Genomic DNA, 25,168 nt, shown 5'->3' with positions numbered 1-25,168 from the left:
CTGACTAATCGACACTACGGGGCAACTGCAACGTCACCCGCAACCCACCTTCGCGCAGGTTCTGCAGGCTGACTTCGCCGCCATGGCTATGGGCGATGTTGCGGGCGATGCCCAGCCCCAATCCATACCCCTGCTGCTGCCCGGCCAGGCGAAAGTGCGGCTCGAAGACTTGCTCCAGACGCTGCTCCGGCACGCCCGGCCCCTCGTCGTCAACGTGCAGGATGAACACGGTTTCATCGTCATCGATGTGCAGGTGGGCGTTCTGTCCGTATTTCAGGGCGTTATCAATCAGGTTACCGATGCAGCGCTTGAGGGCCAGCGGCTTGCCGGGGTACGGCGCCAGCGCCCGACCATCCTGGGTCACCCGACCGTTGCCGTTGGGCGCCAGGTACGGTTCGACCAGGCAGTCGAGCACATGGTTGAGGTCCACCGGCTCGATGTTTTCGTGGATGTCGGTGTCCTTGACGCATTGCAGAGCGCCTTTGACCAGCAGCTCCAGTTCGTCCAGGTCACGACCAAACTTGGCCTGCAGGTTTTCGTCTTCCAGCAACTCTACCCGCAGCCGCAGACGGGTGATGGGCGTGCGCAAGTCGTGGGAAATCGCGCTGAACAATTGGCTGCGTTCGGTCAGGTAACGGCTGATGCGCTCACGCATGGCATTGAATGCCCTGCCCACTTCCACCACTTCGCTGCCGCCGCCTTCGGCTACCGGTTCCACTTCGGCGCCCAGGGACATGTCGCGTGCCGCCCGGGCCAGGCGTTTGAGGGGCCGGCTCTGCCAATGCACCAGCAAACCGATGAACAGCAACAACAGGCTGCTGGTCAGCACGATAAAGCCAACCTGCTGCGCTGGCAGGTCCTGTTCTTCAAGGCTGGTGTAGGGTTCGGGCAGCAGCGAAGCGATGTACAGCCATTCGCCCGGGGCCATCTGGATTTGCGTGACCAGCACCGGCGGATTCACCGGTTCGAGCGTCAAGGCGTAATGGGCCCAAGAGCGCGGCAATTCATCAAGCTTCAGGCCGCCGTTGAAAATCCGCAGGTCTTCGGGGCTGACAAACTTCACCGAGATGTCGGCGCTATTGCCCAGGGACTTGCGTAGTACGTCGTCCACCGCCTTGAGCACCGCCAGTTTGCGCGGGGTGACCGGCAGCACGTCCATGCCCAAGGGTTTGTCGTTGAGCGTCACGACAAACCGCGTGCCGCCCATGCTGCGCAATTGATCCAGCACCAATGGCCGGTAAGCCACCGGCAACGAGCGCAGATAGCTGACACTGGCGGTCATCGAATGGGCCAGGCTACGGGCGCTGGTGACCAGGCCTTCGAGCTGGGTGGCGCGCAGTTGCGAGACCCAGATCAGACTGGACAGGGTCTGGGCGAACAGCACCACCAACAGCGTCAGCAGCAGCATTCTTCCGAGCAACGAACGCGGCACCGGCACCCGTCGGGCGATTTTCTTGACCCAGTCAATGACCATTGCTGGCAACCACACTGGCCGCCAGTTGATAACCACTGCCGCGCACCGTGCGGATCAGCCGTGGCGGCTTGTCGGTGTCACGCAGGCGCTGGCGCAGGCGACTGACCGCCATGTCGACGATTCGGTCCAGGGGCATCAACTCCCGGCCGCGAGTGGCGTTGCCGATGGTGTCGCGGTCGAGGATTTCCTGGGGATGGTCAAGAAACAGCTTGAGCAAGGCGAAATCGGCGCCGGAGAGAATCACTTCTTCGCCGTCGGCATGGAACAGCCGATGACTGACCATGTCCAGCCGCCACTCGTCGAAGGCCAGCACTTCGCCGCCGGCGCGTTCCTGGCCAAACTGCGCCCGACGCAGCAAGGCCTTGATGCGCGCCTGTAATTCCCGCGGACTGAAGGGTTTGCCCAGATAATCATCGGCTCCCAGCTCCAGGCCAATGACCCGGTCAGCCTCGTCGGAACTGGCGGTGAGCATGATGATCGGCACGTGGGCCTGGCGCGGGTGCTGGCGAACCCAGCGGCAGAGGCTGAAGCCGTCCTCGTCGGGCAGCATCACGTCGAGGATCACCAGATCGCTGGGGGCGTCGTTCAGTGCCTGGCGAAACCCGGCGCCATCAGGGGTAGTACGCACCTGGAAACCCGCGCGACTGAGGTAGGTGTCCAGCAGTTCGCGAATCTCCTGGTCGTCGTCGACCAACAAAATCGATTTGTTCACTGAACTCACGGGGCCTCGTCCTTGTTGTTTGGGTTGGGGCGGATTATGCCTGATGGACGGAATCTACAAACACCACAGAACCTTTGTGGGAGCGGGCTTGCTCCCACAGTGCTCACCCGCAAGATCACGCACATCTTGTGGGAGCAAGGCTTGCCCGCGATGCAAGCGACTCGGTCTTAACTTTGCTCCAACGCCACACCCGCGCCCATCAGCCCGGAATACGGCGCCGTCACCAGCCAGACCGGGATGCCCTTGAAGTAATCGCTCATGCAGCCCTTGTCGGCGAAGCAGCGGGCGAAACCACTTTCAAGGAAAAAGTCGGCGAACCGCGGAACCACCCCGCCGACGATGTATACACCGCCCCGCCCGCCCACCGTCAACACGTTGTTACCGGCAACGCGCCCCAGCCAGCGGCAGAACTGCTCGAGTACTTCCAGGGCAATGGGGTCTCCGGCCAGGCCGGCGGCGGTAATGGATTCGGGCGTATCGAGCACCGGCGTATGACCATCCACCGCGCAGATGGCGCGGTACACCCGAGGTAACCCGCTGCCGCTCAGGGCGGTTTCGGCGCTGACATGACCGATCTCGTTGTAGATGTGTTGCCAGAGCTGGGTTTCCCGCGGGCTGCTCATGGGCAGGTCGACATGGCCGCCTTCGCCCGGCAACGCCGCAAACCGGCCCTCACCCAAGTCCAGCAACGTACCGACACCCAACCCGGTGCCAGGACCAATCACCACCGCCGGACGTAACGGCTCCGGCGTGCCCTCGCAGACAACCCGGTATTCATCGGGGCGCAAGCACGTCATGCCCAGGGCCATGGCCGAAAAGTCATTGACCAGCAGCAACTGCTCGACCTCAAGGGTCTTGCAAAATGCCAGGTTGCTCAGGCGCCAGTGATTGTTGGTGAAGCGAAACTCATCGCCGCTGACCGGCCCCGCCACCGACAGGCACACCGAACCGATCGAACCCGGTTTCATGCCCATACCGCTCAGGTAAACCTTGATGGCATCTTCGGGGCAGGCGTAATCCGCGGTCGCCAGCACCTGGATATTTTCCAGGTTGTGGTTCTTCCACAAGGCGAACCGTGCGTTGGTCCCCCCGATGTCACCGACCAAAGCCAGTTTCAATTAAGCGTCTCCAGGGCAGAAGTGAAGGCGCTGGCACCCTGCTCTGCAGAGCTGAAGGCCATGCGCATGAAACCAAACAGCTCGCGACCGGTGCCAATGTTGTTGCCCAACAAGCCCTTGGCCGGTGTGCGCGCAGCGAATTCCTCGGCGTCCACCTTCAACTCCAAGGTGCCTTTGACGCCATCGACGCGGATGATATCGCCCTCCTGCACCCGGGCCAATGCGCCGCCGACATAGGCTTCCGGGCTGACGTGGATAGCCGCCGGAATTTTCCCCGACGCGCCGGACATGCGTCCATCCGTCACCAGCGCCACTTTGAAACCGCGATCCTGCAACACGCCGAGGAACGGCGTCATCTTGTGCAGCTCCGGCATGCCGTTGGAGCGCGGGCCCTGGAAGCGCATCACCGCGACAAAATCTTTTTCCAGCAGGCCGGCCTTGAACGCATCGGCCAGGTCCTGTTGATCCTGGAAGACCATGGCCGGGGCTTCGACGACCTGGTTTTCCAGGGCCACCGCCGAGACTTTCATCACGCCACGCCCCAGGTTGCCTTCCATCACCCGCAACCCGCCCTCGGCTGAGAACGCTCGGGCCACCGGGCGCAGGATGTTCTCATCGAGGCTTTCGATCGGGCCTTCGCGCCATACCAGTTCACCGTCTTCGAGAAACGGTTCCTGGGTGTAGCGGCTCAGGCCGTGACCGAGCACGGTGTTGACGTTTTCGTGGAGCAAGCCGGCTTCCAGCAATTCGCGGATCAGGAACGACATGCCGCCCGCCGCCTGGAAGTGGTTGATGTCGGCCTTGCCGTTCGGGTAGACGTGACTCAGGGTCGGCACCACCTCGGAGAGGTCGGCCATGTCCTGCCAGGTAAGCTGGATGCCAGCGGCCATGGCGATGGCCGGCATGTGCAGCGTGTGATTGGTGGAGCCGCCGGTGGCGTGCAGCGCGACAACTGAATTGACCAGCGACCGCTCATCGACGATTTCGCCGATGGGCATGAAATTACCGCTTTGCTTGGTCAGGCGCGTGACCTGGAACGCCGCTTCACGGGTCAGGGCATCACGCAGCGGCGTGTTCGGGTTGACGAACGAGGCGCCCGGCAAGTGCAGCCCCATCACCTCCATCAACAACTGGTTGGTGTTGGCGGTGCCGTAGAAGGTGCAGGTGCCGGGGCTGTGGTAGGACTTCATCTCCGACTCCAGCAGCTCCTCGCGGGTAGCCTTGCCCTCGGCATAGCGCTGACGCACATCGGCTTTTTGCTTGTTGGAAATGCCCGAGACCATGGGCCCGCCTGGCACGAAAATCGTCGGCAAATGACCGAAGCGCAGCGCGCCCATCATCAGGCCTGGCACGATCTTGTCGCAGATGCCGAGCATCAGTGCACCGTCGAACATGTTGTGGGACAACGCCACCGCCGTGGACAGCGCGATCACTTCGCGGCTCGGCAGGCTCAGCTCCATTCCCGCCTCACCTTGGGTCACGCCATCGCACATGGCCGGCGTACCACCGGCGAACTGGCCGACCGAACCGATCTCGCGCAGGGCCTTCTTGATCTGTTCCGGGAAGGTTTCGTAGGGCTGGTGGGCCGAAAGCATGTCGTTGTAGGAGGACACGATGGCGATGTTGGCGGCGTTCATCATCCGCAGGTGATGCTTGTCTTCGGTGCCGCAACCGGCCACGCCGTGGGCAAAGTTGGCGCATTGCAACTGGCCGCGCATCGGACCGTCGCTGGCTGCACCGCGGATCAATGCAAGGTAAGCCTGACGCGTGGCGCGGCTGCGGGCGATAAGCCGTTCGGTGACCTCAAGAACGCGGGGATGCATGTGTAGAACTCCAGGCTAACGGGTGTGGCGACCTGATTGTCTATGCTGGTCAAAACCCCGCCACGCATTGGGCGACAGCGGATTTCTTGACCATTCGGACCAGTTGATTCAGGTCACTCGTTGTAGATAAAACAAAATATTGCCACTAAAAAGGCTTGTTTTCTATTTTTATGCGAATAATCTTGTAATTCCAACAACAAATCGACGGCGGCGCAGTTAATGACTCTTCGAATCGCAATCAATGGTTTTGGCCGCATCGGCCGCAACGTCCTCCGTGCACTGTATACCCAAGGCTATCGTCGCGACTTGCAGATCGTCGCCATCAACGACCTGGGCGACAGTGCAATCAATGCTCATCTGCTCAAGTTCGACACGGTCCATGGCACCTTCGATGCCGAGGTGCAGCACGATCACGAAAGCCTGACGGTCAATGGTGACCGTATCTCGGTCAGCGCCATCCGCAACCCGGCCGAACTGCCTTGGGCCGCCGAAAAGATCGACGTCGTGTTCGAATGCACCGGTTTGTTCACCGACCGCGCCAAGGCCGCCGCGCATATCAGCGCCGGCGCCCGCAAGGTAATCATCTCGGCCCCGGCCAAGGGTGCCGACGCCACCGTGGTGTATGGCGTGAACCACGACATCCTGCGCCAGTCCCACCAGATTATTTCCAACGCTTCGTGCACCACCAACTGCCTGGCCCCGGTGGCTCAGGTGCTGCACCGCGAGCTGGGCATCGAAAGCGGCCTGATGACCACTATCCATGCCTACACCAATGACCAGAACCTGACCGACGTCTATCACAGCGACCCGTACCGCGCCCGTTCGGCGACCCAGAACATGATCCCGAGCAAGACCGGCGCCGCCGAGGCGGTGGGCCTGGTGTTGCCGGAACTGGCAGGCAAGCTGACCGGCATGGCCGTGCGCGTGCCGGTGATCAATGTGTCCCTGGTGGATTTGACCGTGCAGCTCAAGCGTGAAGCGTCGGCCGAAGAAGTCAACGAACTGCTGCGCCAGGCCAGCCAGCATTCGAAGATCCTCGGCTACAACACCCTGCCGCTGGTCTCCAGCGATTTCAACCATAACCCGCTGTCGTCGATTTTCGACGCCAACCACACCAAGGCCAGCGGCAAGCTGCTCAAGGTACTGGCCTGGTATGACAACGAATGGGGCTTCTCCAACCGCATGCTGGATAACTGCCTGGCGCTGTGTAACGCCGAATAATGTTCGGCACCGTAGGAGCTGCCGAAGGCTGCGATCTTTTGATCTTGATGTTTCGCTTGCGACTCAATTGAGCCGGAAAAGATCGCAGCCTGCGGCAGCTCCTACATGAAATCAGGCCTTGACCATCGCGGTAGATGATAAGCATTATCATCCAGTCAAACCGGATCGGGCCCTACCGTGAGTCAATCGCGCTTTCATCACGTCTTCCTTGCCCAGCGTACGCCACTGCTGCGCACCCTCCAGCGCATGGTCAACAACCCCAGCACCGCCGAAGACCTGCTTCAGGAAACCTACCTGCGGGTCACTCGCGCCTTGGGCGAGCGTACGGTCGAGCATCTCGAACCCTTCGTTTTCCAGACCGCCCGCAACCTGGCGCTGGACCACTTGCGAGCGCGGCGTATTCAATCCCGCACCCTGCTGGACGACGTGCCGCAGGAAGTTGTCCACAACGTGGTCGCTCCCCAAAGCAGCGCCGAGGACGCCGCCCATGCCGAGCAGATGCTCGAACGCCTCAATCTCAGCCTGCAAGCGCTAAGCCCGCGACAGCAGCAGATTTTTATCCTCAGTCGCCTGCATGGCCACAGCTACCAGGACATCGCCAAACAACTGGACGTGTCGCTGAGCACCGTGCAGAAGGAACTGAAGCTGATCATGGCGATCTGTGTGGGGCAATTGCAGCTATGAGCTTCAAGCTTCAAGCTGTGCACGAACTTTGTGTCTTGCGGCTTGTAGCTTGTAACGAGCCGCTAAATCCGAGGAACCACCGTGACAGACAAACAACGTGCCCCTGAGCACGCTGCGGCGCAGGACACCGCCCATGCCATGGAACAGGCACTGGATTGGCTGATTCTGCTGGACAACCCCAGCGAGGAGCAGACCCGGCAGTTCCAGGCCTGGCTGGCGGCCGATCCGCGCCATGGCCAGGCATTCAAGCGAGCCCAGGCAATCTGGAACGGCCCGCAAGTGATGCAAAGCGCCCGGCAACTCAAAGCCCGTCCCCAAACCGGCGCACTGTCACGCTTGCGCGCCCATTGGAAACCCTTGGCCACCGCTGCCGTGCTGTTTCTCGGGCTGTTCAACTTCAGCGACCTGCCCCTGCGTCTGCAGGCCGATCACCTGACCGTGGTCGGTGAACGCCAGCGCCTGCAACTGGAGGATGGCTCCAAGGTCCTGCTCAACACTGATTCGGCCTTCTCCAGCACGTTCAACGAACAACAGCACATGGCCCGGTTGTACAAAGGCGAGGCGTTTTTCGACGTCCCGGACACTCGCAACCTGCCTCTGCAAATCGACGCCGGGCCGGTCATCGCCAGCGTCAGCGACACCACGTTCGCGGTGCGCTACCTCGATGGCGTGACGCAAGTGCAGGTGCAGCGCGGTGATGTGGATTTGCGGGCCACGCGCTATGACGCCCACATCAGGTTGTCGGCAGGCGAGAGCATCCGCATCGGCCCCAACGGCTTCGACCGCCCTGCCCGGATGGATGCCAGCACCGATCTGGCGTGGGTCCAGGGACGACTGGTGTTCGAGAATCGACCGCTGAACCAAGTACTGGCCGAGCTGCGACGTTACTACCCCGGCTGGATCATCAACAACAACGAGCAGTTGGCCCAGGTCGCAGTGACCGGCAATTACCGCCTCGACCAGCCGCTGGACGTGGTCCGCTCTTTGGCCCACATCACCTCTGCCCGCCTCCAGGAGTTCCCGGCGCTGGTGATTCTGAACTAAATGAGAATTATTTTTACTCGATAGGCTTCGCTGGTTCGTCTCGTTATAGCCAATGCAATTGATTCGCATCTAGCGAGATCATCTGCACCTATAACAGATGCGACACGGAGCGCTATCGATGTCCTCTCGTCTTACCCGCCGGGCCCTTGCCCCTGCCTGCACGCTGTCGTTGCTGACCGCCGCCATCCTGATGGCCGGCACCGCGCCGGCCGCACTCGCCGACACCACCGTGCAACCACCTGCGCGCAATATCGGTGACTACACCTTTGCCATTGCCCAGCAACCGCTGGTCTCGGCGCTGAATGCGTTCACCGCCGTCACAGGCTGGCAGGTCGGCTTGCCCGCAGAACTGGCCGAAGGCGTTGCGTCGCCGGGCGTCAACGGCTCGCTGCCAGCGGAAACAGCCCTGGAGCGCCTGTTGGTGGGGACCCACCTGAGCTACCGCAAGCTGGGCAACACCAGCATTGTTCTGCAAAAACGCAGCGCCAGCGGCGTACTGAACCTGCAACAGGTGACCATCAGCGCCACCCGTCAGGAGCAGGACATCACCAGCGTACCCAGCAGCGTCAGCGTCCACGAGCGGCGCGAACTGGACCGCAACAACGTCAACACCCTCAAGGACCTGGTGCGCTATGAACCCGGCGTTTCGGTGGGCGGGGCGGGCCAGCGCGGCGGGATCAGCGGCTACAACATTCGCGGAATCGACGGCAACCGGGTCCTGACGCAGGTCGACGGGGTGGAAATTCCTGATGGCTTCTTCAACGGCCCATACGCCAAGACCCAACGCAATTACGTGGACCCGGAAATCGTCAAGCGCGTAGAGATCCTTCGCGGCCCGGCTTCGGTGCTGTACGGCAGCAACGCCATCGGTGGCGCTGTCAGCTACTTCACCCTCGACCCGGACGACATCATCAAGCCTGGCAAGGACGTCGGCGCCCGCCTGAAGACCGGCTACAGCTCCGCCGACGAAAGCTGGCTCAAATCCGCCACCCTCGCAGGTCGCAGCGGGCCGTTCGACGGCCTGTTGCATTACAGCCAGCGCGACGGCCATGAAACCGAGTCCTACGGCAATAACAACGGCACCGGCCTGGACCGCACCACGGCCAACCCGCAAGACGTGCGCACCCACAATGTGCTGGCCAAGCTCGGCTGGAACTACAACGATGACTCGCGCCTGGGCCTGGTCTACGAGAAGTACAAGGATGACCGGGACACCGATCTGAAAAGCGCCTATGGCGGCCCCTACTCCAACGGCCAGCCGGCGATTCCTGACTTTGTGCTGCCCGGCGGCATGTATCAGTGGCGCACCGGTAACGACACCATCAGCCGCGAGCGCTTCGGCCTGGAGCATAGTTTCGCCCTCGACAGCCTGCTGGCCGACAACGTGAAGTGGAGCCTGAACCACCAGATCGCCAAGACCGACCAGAGCACCGCCGAGTTTTACTTCCCCCTCACCCGCCAGGTGCTACGCACCCGAGAAACCCTCTACGAAGAAAAACAGTGGGTTTTCGACGCCCAGCTGGACAAGGCCTTCAGCCTCGCCGACACCGATCACGCGCTGACCTACGGCACCACGATCAAGCAGCAGAAAGTCACTGGTTCGCGCAGCGGCAATGGCGTCTGTCTGGCCGTCGGCGCGGGTTGCTCCGCCGTCGGTGCCACCAGCACCCGGGACGTGCTGGAAAAAGCCAGTGACTTCCCGGACCCGACCATCAACACCTACAGCCTGTTCGCCCAGGACCAGATCAGTTGGAACCGGTGGACTTTCACGCCGGCCCTGCGTTACGACTACACGCGGCTCAAGCCGCACCTGACCGAGGCATTCCTCAATACCGTGGACCCCACCAGCGGCGGCGAAGTCAGCGACAAGAACAAGACCTGGCATCGCGTCTCGCCCAAGTTCGGCCTGACCTATGCCTTGAGCGACCAGTACACCTGGTACGGCCAGTACGCCGAAGGTTTCCGCACGCCAACCGCCAAGGCCCTTTACGGTCGTTTCGACAACCCCGACGCCGGCTACAGCGTGGAACCCAACCCCGATCTGGAACCGGAAAAAAGCAAGAGCTATGAGACCGGCCTGCGCGGCCGTTTCGATTCCGGTTCATTCGACGTGGCAGTGTTCTACAACAAGTACCGTGATTTCATCAACGAGGACGCCATCACCCCCGGCGCCGACCAGTTGACCTTCCAGAGCAATAACATCAAGCACGCCACCATCAAGGGCGCCGAAGTCAAGGGACGTCTGGACCTGGACGTGTTTGGCGCACCACAAGGCCTCTACACCCAAGGCTCGGTGGCCTATGCCTACGGTCGCAACAACGACACCGGCGAGCCGGTCAACAGCGTCAACCCGCTGACGGGCGTATTCGGCCTGGGTTACGAACGGGACCGGTTCGGCACATTGCTTAACTGGACCTTGGTCAGGAAAAAAGACCGCGTCGACGACAGCAATTTCAATTCGCCCGATGGCGTCAGCAGCCAGTTCAAGACCCCGGGCTTCGGCATCCTCGACCTGAGCGGTTTCTACAAGGTGACCGACGACATCACCGTCAGCGGTGGTCTCTACAACCTCACCGACAAAAAGTACTGGCTGTGGGATGACGTGCGCGGCTACGACAGCGTTGGCGAAGCAGCGGCACTGAACCCCGCCAACCTCGACCGTCTGACCCAGCCCGGGCGTAACTTCGCGGTCAATCTGATCTGGGATATCTGATCCAGCGTTCAGGCAAAACAAACTACCTGTGGCGAGGAGCGTCATGTGGGAGCAAGGCTCGCCCGCGATGAACGTGATGCGCTCTTTGAAGAAATCGAGGCGCCTGTTCGCGAGCAAGCTTTGCTCCCACAGCCCCACGCCACAATGTCCTAATTCGAAGGAATTTTTCATGACCACACAACGCCCCGTTTCACGCGCCCAACGCCTGAACCAGATCACCCACGAGCCCCACAGCAAGCTCGACGCGCTGGTCAAGGCGCATGCCCCGTTCGAAACCCCGGCCAGCTTCGCCCGTTTCGTCGTCGCCCAGTACCTGTTCCAGTCGGAGCTGGTGGCGCTGTACAACGACGCAGAACTCTCCGCGCTGATTCCCGACCTGCCGGCCCGTTGCCGGGCAGAAGCAGCCAAGGCGGATCTGGCAGACCTGGACACCGCAGTGCCTGCACCGGTGGCCGGCGCGGTAAAACATCCGACCCAGGCCGAAGCCCTGGGCTGGCTGTTTGTCTCCGAAGGCTCCAAGCTCGGTGCTGCATTTTTGATCAAGCGTGCCGTGGGCCTGGGGCTGAGCGAAACCTTCGGCGCCCGGCATTTGGCAGAGCCTGCTGGCGGGCGCGCCGAAGGCTGGAAAACCTTCACCCGCACCCTCGACGACCTGGCCTTCACCGAACAGCAGGAAGCCGAAGCGGACAAAGGCGCGATGGATGCCTTCAATCGGTTTACGGTGTTGCTAGAGCATGCCTATGAAGCTGAACTGGCCTGAAAATTCACCACTATTCCCTGTGAGAGCGGGCTTGCTCCCGAAGGCGGAGTGTCAGTTAGCGAATATGTTGGCTGACACACTGCCTTCGCGAGCAAGCTTTGCTCCCACACTCAATCTCCAGTGAACACAAAATTCAATGTCCGACACAGAACCACTGTGGGAGCAACTGTCTTGGATGATTTATTTAGCCATCGTCGTGCCCGGCCTGCCGACCACCGAGTTCATCCTCCTGGCCGCCTGGGCCGCGACCCGCAGTTCGCCGCGCCTGAGCACCTGGCTGGAGAACCATCGGCTGTTCGGGCCGATGCTGCACAACTGGCGCAACGGCAAGGTCATCCCGCGCAGGGCCAAGGTCGGGGCTACCGCCAGCATGCTGTTCTGCGCCGGTTTGATGCTGCTGATGCTCGACCACGGCTGGCCGGTTTACCTGGTGCTCGCGGGCATGGGCCTGGGCAACCTGTGGATCTGGTTCCGCCCGGAACAGGTGCGGGGGCTTGCTGTGGCGAGGGAGCTTGCTCCCGCTGGGCCGCAAAGCGGCCCCCAACGCGATTTTGAACTATGATCGCCCTCTCGTACTGGAGGGCTTTCGATGTCAGATCTGCTCACGTCCATGCAAGCCGCGCTTGGTTTGCCCACGACCCCGATCACCTTTACCGGCAACGGAGGCCTGCCCTCGGCGTTCGCTGTCACGGAGCTGGCTTGCGCCAGTGTCGCCGCAGCCGGCCAAGCCGCCGCCGAGCTGATCCGCCAGCAAACCGGTCGCCTGTCGCCTGTCGAAGTCGACCGACGCCTGGCCTCGTTCTGGTTTTCCACCTCCCTACGCCCCATCGGCTGGAGCGTACCGCCGATGTGGGATCCGGTGGCCGGCGACTACCCCACCGCCGACGGTTGGATTCGCCTGCACACCAACGCGCCGCATCATCGTCTGGCCGCGCAAACAGTCCTCGGCACCTGCACCGATCGCGCCGACATGGCGGCCAAAGTGGCCCTCTGGAACAAAGCCGAACTGGAACACGCAGTAGTCGATGCCGGCGGTTGCGCCGCCGAAATGCGCGCGTGGCAGGCGTGGCAGATTCATCCCCAAGGCAGGGCGGTGAATGCCGAACCGCTGGTTCATCTGGACGCCACCGCCGGTCAACAGCCCAAGCCCTGGCTCGGCACCGTGGCCCAGCCATTGGCCGGCCTCAAGGTGCTTGACCTGACCCGCGTGCTGGCAGGCCCCATCGCCAGCCGTTTCCTTGCAGGCCTGGGAGCCGACGTCCTGCGCATCGACCCGCCGGACTGGAACGAACCCGGGGTGGTGCCGGAAGTCACCCTCGGCAAACGCTGCGCCCGCCTCGACCTGCATCAGCCGGGCGACCGCGCTGCGTTTGAGGCGCTGCTCAAAGACACCGATATTCTGCTCCATGGCTACCGCGCGGATGCGCTGGAACGCTTGGGTTACGGCGCCGAACAACGCCAGCGAATAGCCCCTGGCCTGATCGATGTCAGCCTCAACGCCTACGGCTGGAGCGGCCCATGGCAGAACCGCCGCGGCTTCGACAGCCTGGTGCAGATGAGCAGCGGCATCGCCGAAGCCGGCATGGGCTGGAAACAGACAGACAAGCCGACCCCGCTGCCGGTGCAGGCCCTGGACCACGGCACCGGATACCTGATGGCCGCCAGCGCGATTGTGCTGTTGTCCCGACGATTGATGAGCGGCCAGGGCGGCTCGGCACGTTTGTCACTGGCGCGCACAGCGAAACTGCTGATCGAGCATGGCGCGGGGAACCCGACCCCATTGCGGGCCGAGGTCGAGGATGATCAGGGATTGGTGGTCGAACAGACGCCGTGGGGACCGGCTCATCGACTGCAGGTGCCCTTGAAAATCACCGGGACGCCGCTGCAATGGACCTTGCCGGCGGCTGAACTGGGCGCGCATCGGGCACGGTGGTGACGACCGTCCGTTGTGGCAAGGGGATTTATGTGGGAGCAAGGCTTGCCCGCGATGCAGTTTCTGTGGGAGCAAGGCTTGCCCGCGATGGTATCGCCTCGGTCTATCCGCTACACCGAGGTATTTGCATCGCGGGCAGCCTTGCTCCCACAGCCCCACCTCAACTCCAGGTGACCTTCGCCTCAAAGCGCCAAAAACCCACTGTACAACCCATACGCCGCCACGCCCGCCCCAGACATCACACACGCAAAGACGCCCTTTTCCACAGGGGTGAACAAGGGCTGTCCCTGTTCTCGCTTGGCTTGGGCAAACAGGATCACCCCGGGGGCATACAACAGCGCCGACAACAGCAGGTATTTCACCCCGCCGGCGTACAACAGCCACACGGCGTAGCACAACGCGACGCCACCAATGCACAGGTCTTTCATGCGCCGGGCCGAGGCCTGCTCGTAGGTTTCACCCCGGGCGCATAGCAGCACCGCATAGGCCGCCGACCACAGGTACGGCACCAGGATCATCGAGGATGAGAGGTAGATCAGGCTGGTATAGGTACCGGCGGAAAACAGCGTGATCAGTAAGAACAGCTGGATCATCCCGTTGGTCAGCCACAGCGCGTTGACTGGCACATGGTTGGCGTTCTCCCTGGCCAGGAATGCCGGCATGGTCTTGTCCCGGGCGGTGGCGTAGAGGATTTCCGCGCACAGCAGTGCCCAGGACAGCAATGCACCCAACAAGGACACCGCCAACCCCAGGCTGATCAGCAACGCGCCCCAGGGCCCGACAATGTGCTCCAGTACCCCGGCCAGGGACGGATTCTGCAACCGCGCCAGTTCCGGCTGGCTCATGATGCCCAACGACAACACGTTTACCAGCACCAGCAGCGCCAGCACCCCGAGAAACCCGATGACCGTCGCCCGGCCTACGTCCGCACGCTTGTGCGCCCGCGCCGAATACACGCTGGCCCCTTCTATGCCGATGAACACGAACACCGTCACCAGCATCATGTTGCGCACCTGATTCATCACGCTGCCCAGGTCCGGGTTCATCGTCCCCCAGATATCCCGGGAAAACACCTCGGCCCTGAACGCCACCGCGGCGATGACAACGAACATCACCAGCGGTACCACCTTGGCGATGGTGGTCACCAGGTTGATGAACGCGGCTTCCTTGATGCCGCGCAGCACCAAAAAATGCACGGCCCACAGCAGCAACGACGCGCAAGCGATGGCCACCGGCGTGTTGCCCTGGCCGAACACCGGAAAGAAATACCCCAAGGTGCTGAACAGCAACACGAAGTAACCGACATTGCCCATCCAGGCGCTGATCCAGTAACCCCAGGCCGACGAGAAGCCCATGTAGTCGCCGAACCCGGCCTTGGCGTAGGCGTACACGCCCGAGTCCAGTTCCGGCTTGCGATTGGCCAGGGTCTGGAACACGAAGGCCAGGGTCAACATGCCCACCGCGGTGATCCCCCAACCGATCAGCACCGCACCGACATCAGCGCGGGCCGCCATGTTTTGCGGCAGGGAAAAGATCCCGCCGCCAATCATCGAGCCCACCACCAGTGCGATCAATGCACCGAGTCGGAGCTTTTGCATCGGCTGTGCCATATTTTTCTCGCTACTAATTAATCAGATAAAGCGTCATAACTTTTTTAAATAATGACATCCATTTAAAGTCTGTAAGTTTATTAACACAGTTAATAGTCAACAATAACACTGGAAAAGACCTGGATGGCTAATTCACTCTGTCATGAAAGCAACCTTCAAATAATTGCAAATTCGTAAAAGCCAACTAGCGTGAATATTCCGATACGCGACAGGACGGCTTGCCTGCCCTGGCAAACCTCTCTGAATCGGACATTACAGCCCCACCTTGATCGTCCCCGAGGGAGCATTAAGTCTTTCATCAACAATGGAATGTTGTCATGCACTGATCCAGATCAGCTATTCAATTTTAAAATCGACTTAGTCTGTTGACTCTCTTCTCCTGCACTGGAGTTTTGCAAATGTCTGATGCCCGCGGAAAACTTCGACTGGGTGCGCTGGTTGCTCTCGTGGTCGGTTCAATGATCGGCGGGGGAATCTTTTCCTTGCCACAAAACATGGCCGCCAGTGCCGATGTCGGCGCCGTCCTGATCGGCTGGGCGATTACCGCCGTCGGCATGCTGACCCTGGCCTTCGTGTTCCAGACCCTGGCCAACCGTAAACCCGATCTGGACGGCGGTGTATATGCCTATGCCAAGGCCGGTTTTGGCGACTACATGGGCTTCTCGTCGGCCTGGGGTTACTGGATCAGCGCCTGGCTGGGCAACGTCGGTTATTTCGTGTTGTTGTTCAGCACCTTGGGCTACTTCTTCCCGATTTTTGGCGAGGGCAACACCGTAGCCGCGGTGATTGGCGCCTCGGTATTGTTGTGGGCGGTGCATTGGCTGGTGCTGCGCGGCATCAAGGAAGCCGCGTTCATCAACCTGGTAACCACCGTCGCCAAGGTCGTGCCGCTGGTGCTGTTCGTGCTGATCGCAGTGTTCGCCTTCAAGCTCGATATCTTCACCGCCGACATCTGGGGCCTGAAGAACCCAGACTTGGGCAGCGTGATGGATCAGGTACGCAACATGATGCTGGTCACCGTGTGGGTGTTCATCGGCATCGAGGGCGCGAGTATTTTTTCTGCCCGCGCCGAAAAACGCACCGACGTGGGCAAGGCCACCGTCATCGGCTTCATCACCGTGCTGCTGTTTCTGGTGCTGGTGAACGTGCTGTCGCTGGGGATCATGACTCAGCCTGAACTGGCAAAACTGCAAAACCCGTCCATGGCTGCGGTGCTGGAGCATGTCGTCGGCCATTGGGGCGCGGTGCTGATCAGCGTCGGCCTGATCATCTCGCTGCTCGGTGCCCTGCTGTCCTGGGTGCTGCTGTGCGCCGAGATCATGTTCGCCGCGGCCAAGGACCACACCATGCCCGAGTTCCTGCGCCGCGAGAACGCCAACCACGTACCGGCCAACGCCCTGTGGCTGACCAATGCAATGGTCCAGCTGTTTTTGATCATCACTTTGTTCTCGGCCAGCACTTACCTGTCACTGATCTACCTCGCCACCTCGATGATCCTGGTGCCGTACCTGTGGTCGGCGGCTTACGCAGTGCTGTTGGCGGTACGCGGCGAGACCTACGAAGGCTTCGCGGCCGAGCGGCGCAAGGACCTGACCATCGGCGCCATCGCCCTGATCTACGCGGTGTGGCTGCTGTATGCCGGCGGGATCAAATACCTGCTGCTTTCCGCCCTGCTCTATGCCCCCGGCGCGATCCTGTTCGCCAAGGCCAAGCGCGAGCTGGGCAAACCGGTTTTCACCTCTGTCGAGAAGCTGATTTTCGCCGCAGTGATCATAGGCGCCCTGGTGGCTGCCTATGGGCTCTACGACGGCTTCCTGACTCTGTAACCGACTGATTGTTTTATCTGGAGGATCTTTGTAATGACCACGGAAAAAGTAAAGTACGGCGTCCATTCCGAAGCCGGCAAACTGCGCAAAGTCATGGTCTGCTCCCCAGGCCTGGCCCATCAGCGGCTGACCCCCAACAACTGTGACGAGCTGCTGTTCGACGATGTGATCTGGGTCAACCAGGCCAAGCGCGACCACTTCGACTTCGTCACCAAGATGCGCGAGCGTGACGTCGATGTGCTGGAGATGCACAACCTTTTGACCGACATCGTCGCCATCCCCGAGGCACTGGACTGGATTCTTGAGCGCAAGATCACCCCCAACTCGGTGGGCCTGGGCCTGGTGCATGAAGTCGATTCGTGGCTGCGCAGCCTGGAACCGCGCCACATCGCCGAATTCCTGATCGGCGGTGTTTCCGCCGATGACTTGCCGGACAGTTTCGGTGGCAAGACCATCCAGATGTTCCGCGACTTCCTCGGCCACTCCAGCTTCATCCTGCCGCCGCTGCCCAACACTCAGTTCACCCGCGACACCACTTGCTGGATCTACGGCGGCGTGACGCTCAACCCGATGTATTGGCCGGCGCGCCGCCAGGAAACCCTGCTGACCAGCGCCATCTACAAATTCCACCCCGAGTTCACCCAGGCTGACTTCCAGATCTGGTACGGCGACCCGGACCAGGAGCATGGCAACGCCACCCTCGAAGGCGGCGACGTGATGCCCATCGGCAACGGCGTGGTGCTGATCGGCATGGGCGAACGCTCGTCCCGCCAGGCCATCGGCCAACTGGCGCTGAACCTGTTCAAGAACAAGGCCGTGGAGCGAGTGATCGTCGCCGGCCTGCCGAAGTCCCGCGCAGCCATGCACCTGGACACCGTGTTCAGTTTCTGCGACCGCGACCTGGTCACGGTATTCCCCGAAGTGGTGAACCAGATCGTCGCATTCTCCCTGCGCCCCGACGAGAGCAAACCCGGCGGTATCGACGTGCGCCGCGAGGAAGGCAGTTTCCTCGATACCGTGGCCGCCGCCCTCAAGTTGCCAGCGCTGCGCGTGGTGGAAACCGGCGGCAACAGTTTTGCCGCCGAACGCGAGCAATGGGACGACGGTAATAACGTGGTGGCCCTGGAACCGGGCGTGGTGATCGGCTACGACCGCAACACCTACACCAACACCCTGCTGCGCAAGGCCGGCGTGGAAGTCATCACCATCAGCGCCAGCGAGCTGGGCCGAGGCCGTGGCGGCGGCCATTGCATGACCTGCCCGATCATTCGCGACCCGATCGACTACTGACCTTTGAGCCCGGGTTGCTGTTTATCCAACACAACCCAGGGGATAACCGAACCCAAGGAGATCCACATCATGGCTTTCAACATGCGCAACCGCAGCCTGCTGAGTTTGATGCACCACACCAACCGCGAGCTGCATTATCTGCTGGACCTGTCCCGGGACCTCAAGCGTGCCAAATACACCGGCACCGAGCAGCCACACCTCAAGGGCAAAAACATCGCGCTGATCTTCGAGAAAACCTCGACCCGCACCCGCTGCGCCTTCGAAGTCGCGGCCCATGACCAGGGCGCCCACGTCACCTACATCGACCCCGTCTCTTCGCAGATCGGCCACAAAGAGAGCATGAAAGATACCGCCCGGGTGCTGGGACGGATGTTCGACGCCATCGAGTATCGCGGCTTCGAGCAGGAGATCGTCGAGGAGCTGGCCAAGTTCGCCGGCGTGCCGGTGTTCAACGGCCTGACCGCTGAATTCCACCCCACCCAGATGATCGCCGACACCCTGACCATGCGCGAACACAGCGATAAACCACTGCACGCCATCAGCTACGCCTATCTGGGCGATGCCCGCTACAACATGGGCAATTCGCTGCTGATGATCGGCGCCAAACTGGGTATGGACGTACGTATCGGTGCGCCAAGAGCCCTGTGGCCGCACCAGGATTTCATCGACCAGTGCCAGGCCTTCGCCGCCGAAAGCGGCGCACGCATCACCATCACCGAAGACCCGCAGGAAGCCGTCAAGGGCGTGGACTTCATCCACACCGACATCTGGGTGTCGATGGGGGAACCGGTGGAGGCATGGGACGAGCGCATCGAGCAACTGCTGCCGTATCAGGTCAATGCACAAATGATGAAAGCCTCGGGCAACCCCCGGGTGAAATTCATGCACTGTCTGCCGGCTTTCCATAACAGCGAGACCAAGGTCGGCAAAGACATCGCCGCGCGCTATCCGAATCTGGCCAACGGCGTGGAAGTGACCGAGGAGGTGTTCGAATCCCCGGCCAACATCGCCTTCGAGCAAGCAGAAAATCGCATGCATACCATCAAGGCGATCCTGGTGTCGGCGCTGGCGGATATCTAAACCCAACACAGCTTGCTCTCCGTGTAGAAGCAGATCTCTGGGAGCAAGGTCTGTGGGAGCTGACCTGTGGGAGCAAGGCTTGCCCGCGATGGCATCGCCTCGGTCCATCAGCTACACCGAGGTGCCTGCATCGCGGGCAAGCCTTGCTCCCACAGCCTTGCTCCCACAGGTCAGCTCCCACAAGGGGACCGAGTCGTCCGATATTTCTCTGTTAGAGGACAGCATTATGCGCATCGTCGTAGCCCTGGGCGGGAACGCCCTCTTGCGTCGGGGTGAACCCATGACCGCCGACAACCAACGCAGCAACATCCGCACGGCGACCGAACAGATCGCCAAAATCCACCCCGGCAACGAGTTGGTCATCGCCCACGGCAACGGCCCCCAGGTCGGCCTGCTGTCGCTGCAGGCCGCGGCCTACACCTCGGTTACGCCGTATCCGCTGGACGTGCTCGGCGCCGAGACCGAGGGCATGATCGGCTACATCATCGAACAGGAACTGGGCAACCTGCTGGACTTCGAAGTGCCGTTCGCAACGCTATTGACCCAGGTCGAAGTGGACGCCAACGACCCGGGCTTCCAGAACCCCACCAAGCCCATTGGCCCGGTCTACACAAAGGCCGAGGCGGAAAAACTCGCGGCCGAAAAAGGCTGGGCGATTGCCCCGGACGGTGACAAGTTCCGCCGCGTGGTCGCCAGCCCCAGGCCCAAGCACATCTTCGAAATCCGCCCGATCAAGTGGCTGCTGGAAAAGGGCAGCATCGTGATCTGCGCCGGCGGTGGCGGCATTCCCACGATGTACGACGCCGACGGCAAGCTACAGGGCGCGGAGGCGGTGATCGACAAAGACTTGTGCTCGGCGCTGCTGGCTGAACAATTGGAAAGCGATCTGCTGGTGATCGCCACCGACGTCAACGCGGCGTGCGTCGACTTCGGCAAACCGACCCAGAAAGCCATTGCCCGGGCCCACCCTGATGAAATGGATAAGCTGGGGTTTGCCGCCGGCTCCATGGGGCCAAAAGTCCAGGCCGCCTGCGAATTTGCCCGCAACACTGGCAAGGTCGCGGTGATCGGCTCACTCTCGGACATCGAAGCCATCGTCCAAGGCACCGCCGGCACCCGTATCAGCACGGCCCAACCTGGCATCGTTTATCGATAACAGGAAACTTGCGAGGCAGCTTCACGGTCTGCCCTACACCCCACGCCTTCCACGGAGAGTCGTTTATGGCCATGTTCGAACCCGGTCACCTGCACATGGAACGCCACGCGCTGAACAAGGATGATTTCAGCTACAACCTGTGTATCGACTATGAGCTTGCGCAAGACCCCGAGGAGGGTCAGGGCATGTCATTCCGGTTGCACGGCGCGATCGAAGACAAAACCGTGAACGAGACTTTTTTCCTGGCCAAGGACCAGGCCTTCGACTTCGCCCGCCATGCCACGCGCATCGCTCAGACATACGGCATGCCCAAGAGCGCCAGCATTGGCTCGATGCACAAGTATTACGACGAGATGTTCGAAGACATACGCAAGCAACTGGACGTTAAACCGGGCGACCCGATGAAGCCTGAGCACCTGGAATAATCACCCGAAAGCCCCCTATTCCCTGTTTGTGGGAGCAGGCCTGTGGAGCAAGGCCTGCTCCCACAGGTCTGCTCCCACCAACAAGGAGTTATCAGCGTTCTGAATATCGGGTTACACACAAAGCCTGCCTGACTGGCAACCCGCTACGGCTGACCTATGCTGAAAGTAGTACCCCCGGGTATTCGTTCAGAGGTCACCGCCATGAACATCAAAACAAGAAGACGCCTCGCCATTTTTGTCACCTGCACTGCCACGCTTGCGCTGTATGGCACGGCGGCCTATCGGGTCGAACAGGCCAGGCAGTTACCGCGTGAATACGCCAGTTGCAACTTCGAACGCTGCATTCCTCACACAGCGACCCTGAACGCCCTGCGCTGAGGCGTGCTCAGTCGTCCGGCTGATCGGTCTTGAGCCGGTCACGGAAAGCCTTGGGGGAAATACCAACCCGCCGGCGAAACAACCGGGTGAAATTGGTCGGGTCGGAAAAGCCGAGCATTTCGGAAATCTCGTAGATGGTCATGCCCGTGTAGGTCAGCAGCCGCTTGGCTTCCAGCAACTGGCGCTCATGCATGATCTGCAAGGCCGGCTGCCCCGCCAGCTCCCGGCAAGTGCCGTTGAGATGCGATACCGAGATGCCCAGGCGATGGGCCAGGTCTTCGACCTTGACATGCTGACGATAGGTTTCTTCCACCAACTGAATGAACCCGTTGAGGTACTCGCGCGCGCGTTGTGGGCGCTGGGCCTGCGTACGCCGCTGCATCACCTGACGACTGACCCAGACCATGATCACGCTGACCAAGGCATGCATCAGCATTTCCCGGGCCGGCTGATGCCCCATGTATTCAGCCTGCAAGGCACTGAACAGGCTATTGAGGTACTCGGCATTATCAACGGCCGGGTAGTTTTCGGCCTGGGCCAGCACGTTGACCGAATGGCCCAGCTGCGATTGCAGGTGCGTCACCAGCGGTGCCGCCAGGGTCACCACGTAACCTTCCACATCCTCGGAAAAACGGAAGCCATGCACCGACAATGGCGGCAGGATCTGCACCGCCGGCTCGTCGAGCTGTGTTCGCCGGCCTTCGATTTCCAACTCCGCCTGCCCCTTGAAGACAAACAACAACTGACAGAGATCGGCATGCCGATGGGGTTTGATCTCCCATTGGTGCTCACGGCTGCGCTTGGAAATGGTTTCACAGTGCAGAAGGTCCGGAGTCGGCCAATCCTGGCTCTCGCCGTAGAGTTTGAATACCGGGATCGAAGGCAGGTCTGTTTTTTTCATCACGAGGATCGGCCTGGGGTTGCGGGCGATAATCGCACCGATTGGTAGAAAGTACAGGTATCGGCTCAGTTTTCCCCTTCAATTGACAGATCCGCAAGCGAAAAATGCAAGCACCCAAACAACACCGACCTTGGTCGCGTGCCTCGTGCGAGTCATAACAACAATGAAAACCCTCAAGACCCAAGTTGCCATTATCGGTGCCGGCCCCTCTGGCCTGCTGCTCGGCCAGTTGCTGCACAATGCCGGAATTGACACGGTCATCCTCGAACGCCAGACCCCGGACTACGTGCTCAGTCGCATCCGCGCCGGTGTGCTGGAGCAAGGCATGGCCGAACTGCTGCGCCAGGCCGGCGTCGGACAGCGCATGGACGCCGAAGGACTGCCCCATGACGGCTTTGAGCTGGCGCTCAACGGTCGTCGGGTGCACATCGATCTAAAGGGGCTGACCGGCGGTAAAAACGTCATGGTCTACGGCCAGACCGAAGTTACCCGCGACCTGATGGCCGCCCGTGAAGCCGCCGGCGCCCGCACGCTTTACCAGGTCGGCAACGCCCAGCCCTGCGACATGCAAACCGACAGCCCTTTCGTGACCTTCGAGCACCAAGGGCAAACCTGGCGCCTGGACTGCGATTACATTGCCGGTTGCGACGGTTTCCATGGTGTGGCGCGCCAATCGATTCCCGCGGAAAAACTCAAAGTCTTCGAGCGGGTCTACCCGTTCGGCTGGCTCGGCATCCTGGCCGACACCCCGCCGGTCCACGAGGAGCTCGTCTACGCCCGTCACGAACGTGGTTTTGCCCTGTGCAGCATGCGCTCCAAAACTCGCACCCGTTATTACCTGCAAGTGCCCGCCGAGGAGCAAGTGGCCGATTGGCCGGACGAGCGCTTCTGGTCTGAACTGAAAAACCGCCTGCCAGCCGACCTGGCCCAAGCACTGGTGACCGGTCCCTCCATCGAGAAAAGCATCGCGCCGCTGCGCAGCTTCGTGGTCGAGCCGATGCAGTATGGACGGATGTTCCTGGTGGGTGATGCGGCCCACATCGTCCCGCCCACCGGCGCCAAGGGACTGAACCTGGCCGCCAGCGACGTCAGCACGCTGTTCAACATTCTGCTCAAGGTCTATCGCGACGGCCGTACGGACTTGCTGGAAAAATATTCCGCCATTTGCCTGCGACGGGTGTGGAAAGCCGAGCGCTTCTCTTGGTGGATGACTTCCATGCTGCACCGCTTCGACGACGACGCCTTCAACCAGCGCATCAGCGAAGCGGAGCTGGAATATTTCGTCGATTCTGAGGCCGGTCGAAAAACCATCGCGGAAAACTACGTCGGACTTCCTTATGAGGCTATCGAATAGCCGGCTATCGATTTAAACTGCGGGCAGTCCCCTTCGCCACCCAGGCGTGATGCCCGCAGGTTCTGCCTTGACTCAAGCCCATACCCCCCAAGCTCCACAGCCCGCCATCCGTAGTGTGCTGGTGGCCCTGATGCTGGCGATTTTTCTCGGCGCACTGGACCAGACCATCGTCGCCGTCTCGATGCCGGCCATTTCCGCCCAATTTGGCGATGTTAGCCTGCTGGCCTGGGTGATCTCCGGCTACATGGTCGCCATGACCGTGGCGGTGCCGATCTACGGCAAGCTCGGAGATCTCTATGGTCGGCGGCCGTTGATGCTGTTCGGCATGGGGCTGTTCACCCTGGCCTCGCTGTTCTGTGGCCTGGCGCAAAACATGGAACAACTGGTGCTGGCGCGCATTTTCCAGGGCATCGGCGCCGGCGGGATGATTTCCGTGAGCCAGGCCATCATCGGTGACATCGTGCCGCCGCGCGAACGCGGCCGCTACCAGGGGTATTTCAGTAGCATGTACGCGGTAGCCAGCGTGGCCGGGCCGGTGTTGGGTGGCTACATGACCGAGTATCTGTCCTGGCGCTGGGTATTCCTGATCAACCTGCCCCTGGGCCTGGGTGCCTGGCTGATTGCCCGGCGCACCCTCGTCGGGTTGCCGGTGCCGCACCGTAAGCCGATCATCGATTACCTGGGCACCGTGCTGCTGATCATCGGCCTGACCGCATTGCTGCTGGGGATTACCGAGGTCGGCCAGGGCCACGCCTGGCACAGCCGCGACGTCCTGGGGCTGCTGGGTTGCGCCGTGGTGGCGTTGGGAGTGTTCGTCTGGCAGGAGCGCCGGACCCGGGAACCGTTGTTACCGATGCACCTGTTCCTCAACCGCAGCGCGGTGTTGTGTTGGTGCACGGTGTTTTTCACCAGTTTTCAGGCCATTTCCCTGACAGTGCTGGTGCCGTTGCGCTATCAAAGCGTGACAGGTGCGGGTGCCGACAGCGCAGCGTTGCACCTGTTGCCATTGGCGATGGGGTTGCCGATGGGTGCGTATTTCGCCGGACGCCGGACCTCGATCACCGGTCACTACCAGCCGATGATCCTCAGCGGCGCCCTGCTCTTCCCGTTCGCCATCCTCGGCATGGCCTTCACCCCGCCCGGCGCGTTCTGGCTGAGCAGCCTGTTCATGCTGCTCAGCGGCATCGCCTCCGGCATGCAGTTCCCGACATCGCTGGTGGGGTCGCAAAATTCAGTGCAACAGCACGACATTGGAGTCGCCACCAGCACCACCAACCTGTTCCGCTCCCTCGGTGGCGCCGTGGGCGTGGCGCTGATGTCGGCGTTGCTGCTGGCCTTGCTGCAGGACTCAGGCTTTGCCCAACTCGCCGGTTCGTCGCCGATGGGTGAAGGACATTCCGGCAATGTGTTGCTGGATGGATTGAACGCTGCACCCGGCGAAGCACTGCACGCCTTACGTCAGGAGTTGCAGACAACGTTCCGGCATTTGCTGCTGATCAGCGCAGCGGTGTCGTTGTTGGGGCTGGCGGCGGCAGTGGCGATGCCCAATCGCGTGTTGCGTGGGCGGGATGACAAGGCTCAATAACCTGTAACACACGATCTCTGTGGCGAGGGAGCTTGCTCCCGCTCGGTTGCGCAGCGACCGCAACATTTTTGG

At 61.4% G+C, this 25,168-nt stretch carries 21 protein-coding genes; 15 read left to right on the top strand and 6 right to left on the bottom strand.

What is annotated here, in order from left to right; genetic code table 11:
- Positions 1-4 precede the first annotated feature (4 nt).
- The 4 genes from MA884_RS19835 to edd all read right to left on the bottom strand — a co-directional run bounded on the left by MA884_RS19835 (position 5) and on the right by edd (position 5,136).
- Positions 5-1,474, bottom strand: a complete 1,470-nt coding sequence (locus MA884_RS19835) for an ATP-binding protein (protein WP_256232077.1) — start codon at positions 1,472-1,474, stop codon at positions 5-7.
- Positions 1,464-2,195, bottom strand: a complete 732-nt coding sequence (locus tag MA884_RS19830) for a response regulator (RefSeq protein WP_024616920.1) — start codon at positions 2,193-2,195, stop codon at positions 1,464-1,466. Before MA884_RS19830 ends, MA884_RS19835 begins: the two co-directional genes overlap by 11 nt.
- 167 nt (positions 2,196-2,362) lie before the next feature.
- Positions 2,363-3,313, bottom strand: a complete 951-nt coding sequence (locus tag MA884_RS19825; RefSeq protein WP_256232075.1) for a glucokinase — start codon at positions 3,311-3,313, stop codon at positions 2,363-2,365.
- On the bottom strand, positions 3,310-5,136 hold the full coding sequence (gene edd, locus MA884_RS19820; protein ID WP_256232074.1) for a phosphogluconate dehydratase: 1,827 nt from the start codon (positions 5,134-5,136) through the stop codon (positions 3,310-3,312). Before edd ends, MA884_RS19825 begins: the two co-directional genes overlap by 4 nt.
- A gap of 219 nt (positions 5,137-5,355) precedes the next feature.
- Between edd and gap the strand changes: the two genes are divergently transcribed.
- The 7 genes from gap (at position 5,356) to MA884_RS19785 (ending at position 13,494) form a co-directional block, all read left to right on the top strand.
- Complete coding sequence (gene gap, locus MA884_RS19815) at positions 5,356-6,357, top strand: type I glyceraldehyde-3-phosphate dehydrogenase (RefSeq protein ID WP_188252317.1); 1,002 nt, start codon at positions 5,356-5,358, stop codon at positions 6,355-6,357.
- Between the two features lie 177 nt (positions 6,358-6,534).
- Positions 6,535-7,041: an RNA polymerase sigma factor gene (locus MA884_RS19810; RefSeq protein WP_256232073.1), complete on the top strand. Its 507-nt coding sequence runs from the start codon at positions 6,535-6,537 to the stop codon at positions 7,039-7,041.
- A gap of 138 nt (positions 7,042-7,179) precedes the next feature.
- Entirely contained in the window at positions 7,180-8,085 is a 906-nt protein-coding gene (locus tag MA884_RS19805) for a FecR domain-containing protein (RefSeq protein WP_305519268.1), read from the top strand.
- Positions 8,086-8,203: 118 nt separating this feature from the next.
- Positions 8,204-10,798, top strand: a complete 2,595-nt coding sequence (locus MA884_RS19800; RefSeq protein ID WP_256232071.1) for a TonB-dependent receptor — start codon at positions 8,204-8,206, stop codon at positions 10,796-10,798.
- Positions 10,799-10,967: 169 nt separating this feature from the next.
- Positions 10,968-11,558, top strand: coding sequence for a biliverdin-producing heme oxygenase (locus MA884_RS19795; RefSeq protein ID WP_256232070.1), 591 nt, complete (start codon positions 10,968-10,970; stop codon positions 11,556-11,558).
- Between the two features lie 175 nt (positions 11,559-11,733).
- Positions 11,734-12,120, top strand: coding sequence for a YbaN family protein (locus MA884_RS19790; RefSeq protein ID WP_256232069.1), 387 nt, complete (start codon positions 11,734-11,736; stop codon positions 12,118-12,120).
- 27 nt (positions 12,121-12,147) lie between these two features.
- Positions 12,148-13,494: a CoA transferase gene (locus tag MA884_RS19785; protein WP_256232068.1), complete on the top strand. Its 1,347-nt coding sequence runs from the start codon at positions 12,148-12,150 to the stop codon at positions 13,492-13,494.
- A gap of 179 nt (positions 13,495-13,673) precedes the next feature.
- On the opposite strand, the gene arcD (MA884_RS19780) is transcribed toward MA884_RS19785, so the two are convergent.
- Positions 13,674-15,101, bottom strand: a complete 1,428-nt coding sequence (gene arcD / locus MA884_RS19780) for an arginine-ornithine antiporter (protein ID WP_256232067.1) — start codon at positions 15,099-15,101, stop codon at positions 13,674-13,676.
- A 398-nt stretch (positions 15,102-15,499) separates the two neighbouring features.
- Here arcD (MA884_RS19780) and arcD (MA884_RS19775) point away from each other — a divergent pair, with 398 nt between their 5' ends.
- From arcD (MA884_RS19775) to MA884_RS19750, 6 genes are all read left to right on the top strand, one after another.
- A complete protein-coding gene (gene arcD / locus MA884_RS19775; protein ID WP_256232066.1) occupies positions 15,500-16,927 on the top strand; it encodes an arginine-ornithine antiporter in 1,428 nt (475 codons plus the stop codon).
- 33 nt (positions 16,928-16,960) lie between these two features.
- Positions 16,961-18,217, top strand: coding sequence for an arginine deiminase (gene arcA / locus MA884_RS19770; RefSeq protein ID WP_256232065.1), 1,257 nt, complete (start codon positions 16,961-16,963; stop codon positions 18,215-18,217).
- 69 nt (positions 18,218-18,286) lie between these two features.
- A complete protein-coding gene (locus MA884_RS19765; protein ID WP_256232064.1) occupies positions 18,287-19,297 on the top strand; it encodes an ornithine carbamoyltransferase in 1,011 nt (336 codons plus the stop codon).
- Between the two features lie 226 nt (positions 19,298-19,523).
- Entirely contained in the window at positions 19,524-20,453 is a 930-nt protein-coding gene (gene arcC / locus MA884_RS19760) for a carbamate kinase (protein ID WP_256232063.1), read from the top strand.
- Positions 20,454-20,518: 65 nt separating this feature from the next.
- Entirely contained in the window at positions 20,519-20,878 is a 360-nt protein-coding gene (locus MA884_RS19755; RefSeq protein WP_256232062.1) for a DUF5064 family protein, read from the top strand.
- A gap of 201 nt (positions 20,879-21,079) precedes the next feature.
- On the top strand, positions 21,080-21,256 hold the full coding sequence (locus tag MA884_RS19750) for a hypothetical protein (protein ID WP_256232061.1): 177 nt from the start codon (positions 21,080-21,082) through the stop codon (positions 21,254-21,256).
- A 7-nt stretch (positions 21,257-21,263) separates the two neighbouring features.
- On the opposite strand, the gene MA884_RS19745 is transcribed toward MA884_RS19750, so the two are convergent.
- A complete protein-coding gene (locus tag MA884_RS19745; RefSeq protein ID WP_256232060.1) occupies positions 21,264-22,157 on the bottom strand; it encodes a helix-turn-helix domain-containing protein in 894 nt (297 codons plus the stop codon).
- 163 nt (positions 22,158-22,320) lie between these two features.
- Between MA884_RS19745 and pobA the strand changes: the two genes are divergently transcribed.
- Complete coding sequence (gene pobA, locus MA884_RS19740; RefSeq protein ID WP_256232059.1) at positions 22,321-23,511, top strand: 4-hydroxybenzoate 3-monooxygenase; 1,191 nt, start codon at positions 22,321-22,323, stop codon at positions 23,509-23,511.
- Positions 23,512-23,560: 49 nt separating this feature from the next.
- The gene (locus MA884_RS19735; protein ID WP_371134794.1) at positions 23,561-25,096 is read left to right on the top strand and encodes an MDR family MFS transporter; all 1,536 of its coding nucleotides are present in this window, start codon (positions 23,561-23,563) and stop codon (positions 25,094-25,096) included.
- The last annotated feature ends 72 nt before the right edge of the window (positions 25,097-25,168 follow it).

This window comes from Pseudomonas sp. Q11, assembly GCF_024494355.1.
Taxonomy (GTDB): Bacteria; Pseudomonadota; Gammaproteobacteria; order Pseudomonadales; family Pseudomonadaceae; genus Aquipseudomonas; species Aquipseudomonas hefeiensis.
This window is presented reverse-complemented; position numbering and strand designations above follow the sequence as displayed.

Coding starts and splice junctions, on each gene's coding strand:
- MA884_RS19805 (WP_305519268.1), top strand. CDS start 7,180: ATGGAACAGGCACTGGATTGGCTGATTCTGCTGGACAACCCCAGCGAG.
- arcD (WP_256232067.1), bottom strand. CDS start 15,101: ATGGCACAGCCGATGCAAAAGCTCCGACTCGGTGCATTGATCGCACTG.
- MA884_RS19745 (WP_256232060.1), bottom strand. CDS start 22,157: ATGAAAAAAACAGACCTGCCTTCGATCCCGGTATTCAAACTCTACGGC.
- arcC (WP_256232063.1), top strand. CDS start 19,524: ATGCGCATCGTCGTAGCCCTGGGCGGGAACGCCCTCTTGCGTCGGGGT.
- MA884_RS19790 (WP_256232069.1), top strand. CDS start 11,734: ATGATTTATTTAGCCATCGTCGTGCCCGGCCTGCCGACCACCGAGTTC.
- MA884_RS19765 (WP_256232064.1), top strand. CDS start 18,287: ATGGCTTTCAACATGCGCAACCGCAGCCTGCTGAGTTTGATGCACCAC.
- edd (WP_256232074.1), bottom strand. CDS start 5,136: ATGCATCCCCGCGTTCTTGAGGTCACCGAACGGCTTATCGCCCGCAGC.
- MA884_RS19800 (WP_256232071.1), top strand. CDS start 8,204: ATGTCCTCTCGTCTTACCCGCCGGGCCCTTGCCCCTGCCTGCACGCTG.
- gap (WP_188252317.1), top strand. CDS start 5,356: ATGACTCTTCGAATCGCAATCAATGGTTTTGGCCGCATCGGCCGCAAC.
- arcD (WP_256232066.1), top strand. CDS start 15,500: ATGTCTGATGCCCGCGGAAAACTTCGACTGGGTGCGCTGGTTGCTCTC.
- pobA (WP_256232059.1), top strand. CDS start 22,321: ATGAAAACCCTCAAGACCCAAGTTGCCATTATCGGTGCCGGCCCCTCT.
- MA884_RS19795 (WP_256232070.1), top strand. CDS start 10,968: ATGACCACACAACGCCCCGTTTCACGCGCCCAACGCCTGAACCAGATC.
- MA884_RS19835 (WP_256232077.1), bottom strand. CDS start 1,474: ATGGTCATTGACTGGGTCAAGAAAATCGCCCGACGGGTGCCGGTGCCG.
- arcA (WP_256232065.1), top strand. CDS start 16,961: ATGACCACGGAAAAAGTAAAGTACGGCGTCCATTCCGAAGCCGGCAAA.
- MA884_RS19785 (WP_256232068.1), top strand. CDS start 12,148: ATGTCAGATCTGCTCACGTCCATGCAAGCCGCGCTTGGTTTGCCCACG.
- MA884_RS19750 (WP_256232061.1), top strand. CDS start 21,080: ATGAACATCAAAACAAGAAGACGCCTCGCCATTTTTGTCACCTGCACT.
- MA884_RS19755 (WP_256232062.1), top strand. CDS start 20,519: ATGGCCATGTTCGAACCCGGTCACCTGCACATGGAACGCCACGCGCTG.
- MA884_RS19735 (WP_371134794.1), top strand. CDS start 23,561: ATGCCCGCAGGTTCTGCCTTGACTCAAGCCCATACCCCCCAAGCTCCA.